The organism is Glycocaulis sp. (assembly GCF_052168375.1).
In the GTDB taxonomy this organism is placed as follows: domain Bacteria; phylum Pseudomonadota; class Alphaproteobacteria; order Caulobacterales; family Maricaulaceae; genus Glycocaulis.
Genome location: NZ_JBQLZR010000248.1, coordinates 1 through 4,300 on the forward strand (window position 1 = coordinate 1; position 4,300 = coordinate 4,300).

Annotated in this window: 3 protein-coding genes; 1 reads left to right on the plus strand and 2 read right to left on the minus strand. The window is 65.6% G+C overall.

Annotated elements, in window-relative coordinates; genetic code table 11:
• Positions 1–18: 18 nt before the first annotated feature.
• Together ACTS2Z_RS10215 and carA are read right to left on the minus strand one after the other, a co-directional pair.
• Positions 19–2,187 (minus strand): S8 family peptidase, encoded by a 2,169-nt coding sequence (locus ACTS2Z_RS10215; RefSeq protein WP_442573111.1) that lies wholly within the window; start codon positions 2,185–2,187, stop codon positions 19–21.
• Between the two features lie 273 nt (positions 2,188–2,460).
• Positions 2,461–3,666, minus strand: a complete 1,206-nt coding sequence (gene carA / locus ACTS2Z_RS10220) for a glutamine-hydrolyzing carbamoyl-phosphate synthase small subunit (protein ID WP_442573112.1) — start codon at positions 3,664–3,666, stop codon at positions 2,461–2,463.
• Positions 3,667–3,835: 169 nt separating this feature from the next.
• Here carA and ACTS2Z_RS10225 point away from each other — a divergent pair.
• On the plus strand, positions 3,836–4,300 hold a 465-nt coding region (locus ACTS2Z_RS10225), incomplete at its 3' end, for a GatB/YqeY domain-containing protein (protein WP_442573113.1).

Genomic DNA, 4,300 nt, shown 5'->3' on the forward strand with positions numbered 1-4,300 from the left:
GGCCCCGCTCCGCGCCGCCTACCAGCGGGCGCGGATGGAGGCCCAGCCGAGACCTTCTGACGGCGCGTTGGCGAGATGACCGGGATCGTCGGTGAAGCGCGCCGCAAAGGTCACGTCGACCCGTTCGCTCAGATTGCGCCGCCAGGAGGTTTCCAGCGAAATCTCGCGGCCTGACGGAGAGAGCGAGGCATAGCGGCGCTCGAAAGTGACGGTGTCCTCGCGGTCGACATCGACCGGCACCATCACCGACACCTGCCCGGCCTCGACCCGCAAGGGCTGGGACAGGGTGAAGCCGAGGCGCCCGCCGGCGAACGGACGGTCAATGCCTGCACTCCAGGCGCTGGCGGCAAGCCCCTGTTCGACGGTGAAGGCGGCGGGAAGGTCAAACTCGCCGGTGACGTATTCCACCCGTGCCGCGCCGCGCCAGCCGAACGGCAGCTCGCCCGACCACAGGCCCGCGGTGAACTGGGTATCGGCATTGTCTTCGGAGCCGAACCGCGTGGCGAGCGATCCGCCCATGACGGAGCCTTGCTCCTCGCCTGTGCCGGTCTCGATGCCAAAGGTCTGGCCCGAAAGGCTGCCGCGTTGCGGCGAGTAGGTAAAGGCAACGGCGTTGAAGGCGCTGCCCTCTCCGGCGGAGGCGCGCATGTGGAATGCGGTCTGGCCGAAATCATAGCGCGCGGCCACCCATTCGCGGGAACCGGCAAAGCGCGAGACAGCGCCGGAGAACAGCGTTTCAGAGAGGACGGAGACGCCTGCCCCGCCCGTCGGGGAGGGTGAGGAGAAGCCGCGCCCGGCTTCCACGCTGACATTGCCCTGCTGGTAGGCGAACGACATGTCGGGGTCGGATTGGTACCACTCTGACGGCAGATTGCCGAGAATGTGGGAGCGCTGCCAGGTCTGGCGCAAATTGACCGTTGCCGGGCCAACCTGCGTGCGTGCCGCGCGAGCCAGGCTGGAGGCGGCTGCCGATTCCATGGCCGAAAGTGCGCCCGGCGAGGTGAAGGACGGGCGGTCCGGGTCAAACTGGAAGGGGCGGCGATAGCTGTCGCGCAGGACCGCATCGCGAAGCAGCCCGCTCTCCCACACCCAGTCACCATAGGGCCCGGTGGGCATGGCGAGCAGAGCCTCGACGGGGACGATCTCCGCGCCGCTGAACTGCACGCTGGTGCTGCCGACCGGCTGGAAGGCGGCGTTCAGGTCGATCAGGCCGCGGCCATAAATGCCATCAGTGCCGGCATCGCCAAGGTCGCGCGCCGTGTCGAACAGGATCTGGAGCGCCTCATTGCCCTGCAGGTTGGGGAAGGCGTCCAGCAGCAGCGCCAGAGCGCCTGCGACATGCGGCGCGGCAAAGCTGGTGCCCGAATAGAGCACGAACTGGGTATTGCCCTCTTCGCTGTCGATGAAGGCAGTAATGATCCGGCGGCCCGGCGCGACAAGGTAAGAGCCAGCCGCATTTCCGGCCCGGTTGGAGAATGGTGAGATCACCACATCGCCAGGCTCGCAGTTTTCGCCGCCATCGGGACACTGGATCGAGCCGACAGAAACCACGAAGCCGCGCGATTCCGGCGAGTTGGCAAAATTGGCCGGGAAGTTGGGCTGGTCTCCCGTGCCGTCGGTCTCTTCGCCGCTATTACCGGCGGACACGACGATGAACACACCTGCATTCACGGCCCGGCGCATCGCCGCAAAGGTCTGGGTCAGATTGTCATTGGCGCCGATATCGCGCCCCAGTGACATGTTGATGACGCGGGCATTCTGGGCAATCGCATAGTCGATGGACGCCGCCAGATTGCTGTCGGAGAAGCGACAGCCGCCATCGGTTTCATCGTCTTCATCGCCTTCATCGGCGCACGAGCCGGGCGTGTCAGCCCGGATGGCGAGGATCGTGCTTTCAAAGGCGACGCCATGTCCGCCCCGGTCATTCTTGTTGCCGGCAATCACGCCGGCGACGCCGGAGCCGTGTCCGTCCTCGTCCTCGAGCTCGTTTCGCGAGCCCACAATGTCCCGGCTGGCAGGCGATAATCGCCCGACGAGTTCAGGATGGGACTGGTTTGCCCCGGAATCGATGACCGACACCAGAATGCCCGCTCCGGTCGCGCCGCGCGCATAGGCGTTGGATGCGTTGATCAGGCCGAGCCCGTACTGGCGATTGTATTCAGCCGTCTCGAAACTGCCAGGGTTCACCGGCGGCGGAGGCGGCGGAGGAGGGGGTGGCGGCGGAGGAGGAGGCGGGGGTGGCGGCGGTGTGATGGGTGTGACGATGGGGCCGGAGCCACCTCCGCCCCCGCCACCACAGGCGGTCAGACCTACCGATACGGCTGCAAAAACCGAGACAAGAAGTACGCTGCGCCGGATCATGCCGACCCCTCCCGAAGCTGTCACCCTGTCCCGAAATCCAGGTTAGACCATAATCCGGGATTTGGAAAACAGGCTGCGGCAGAGCGGTTTAACGATGCGTCAATTTCCCGACAGGCGGCTGACGAAGTTTTCAAACACCGCAAAGGAATCCTGCGGGCCGGGGCTCGCTTCCGGGTGGTGCTGGACGGACATGACCGGCTTGTCCTTCAGGCGGAACCCGCAATTGGTTCCATCGAACAGCGAGACATGGGTCTCTTCGGCATTGTCCGGCAGGCTGTCGCGATTGACCGCAAAGCCGTGGTTCATCGACACGATTTCAACCTGACCGGTCAGAAGGTTCTTCACCGGGTGGTTGGCGCCGTGATGGCCGTGGGTCATCTTTTCGGTGCGCGCGCCAATCGCCAGAGCCAGCATCTGGTGGCCGAGGCAGATGCCCAGCGTCGGGATGCCGGCATCGATGACGCCGCGAATGGTCGCAAGGGCATAGCCGCCGGTCGCGGCCGGATCGCCAGGGCCGTTGGAGACGACCACGCCTGCTGGCGACTGGGCGAGCACGTCCGCCGCGCTGGCCGTGCCCGGCATGACTTTCACGCGGGCACCCGCACCCGCGAGGCGGCGCAGGATATTGGCCTTCACCCCGTAATCGAGCACGACAACCAGCGGGCCATCCGACGGACCAATGCCGGGGCCTTCGGGCCAGGCCCAGTCAGCCTCGGTCCAGTCAACTTCTTCCTCGCCCAGCACATGGCGGGCAAGCTCGGCGCCTTCCATGGCCGGAGCCTCCAGCGCGGCCTTGCGCAGGGCGTCGGCATCCAGCTTGCCGTCCGGTGCGTGGGCGATGGCGGCAATCGGCATGCCCAGCTCGCGGATGCGGGCGGTAAGGGCGCGCGTGTCAACGCCGGTGACGGCAACGATACCGCGCGCCGCAAGCCATTCGGTGAAGCTCTGCTCGGCCCGCCAGCTTGCCGGCGGCGTGATGGGCGCGCGGCTGACCATGCCAACAGCGGCCTTGCGGGCGCGGCCCGTAGCGGCTTCCTCGTCATGCGTGTTGGCGCCGACATTGCCGATATGGGGGAAGGTGAAACAGACGATCTGGCCGGCATAGGATGGATCGGCGAGGATTTCCTGGTGCCCCGTCATCGCGGTGTTGAAGCAGAGCTCTCCGGTAGCGATTCCCGACGCGCCGGCCCCTTCACCGGGAATAATCGTGCCGTCGGCGAGCACGATGGCCCCCGTCGCTCCGTCAAGATCGCTGTCCCGCCAAGGGTTTGTGGTCAGCGCTTGATTCCCGGCCAGTTCCGTCATATCTCACCGCCTGATAACGCGTGCGCCGCAAGGACTATGCGGCCCTGTAAACAAACGCGCGGACGGTATGTGACCCTTGCCCAGACGTCAAGCAAGCTGAAAACCGAAAAAACAACTCAAAACCAATGAGTTACGCGGCGTCGCTGTAACTCGTTCGAATGGATGAAGCATGTCGCTGCGCGACCAGATTACCGAAGACCTCAAAACAGCCATGCGGGCCAAGGACGGCCTGAAGCTGAGCACGCTGCGCCTTGTCCAGGCGGCCATCAAGGACCGGGACATTGCTGCGCGCGCCGAAGACCGCTGCCAGGGCTGCGAGGAAGGCGAGATCATGGCCCTCCTGCAAAAACTCGTGAAGCAGCGCGAGGAAAGCGCCGAAACCTACGAGAACGCAGGCCGCCTGGACCTTGCCGAGCGCGAGCGCGCCGAGGCCGACATCGTGCGCGCCTATCTGCCCAAGCCGATGTGCGAGCAGGAGATCGAGCAGGCCGCCGAAACGGTGGTGGGCGAACTCAACGCGACCGGCCTGAAGGACATGGGCAAGTGCATGGGCGCGCTCAAGCAGCGCTATACCGGCCGCATGGACTTCTCAAAGGCCGGTGAAACGGTGAAAACCCTGCTGCAAGGGCGTGCC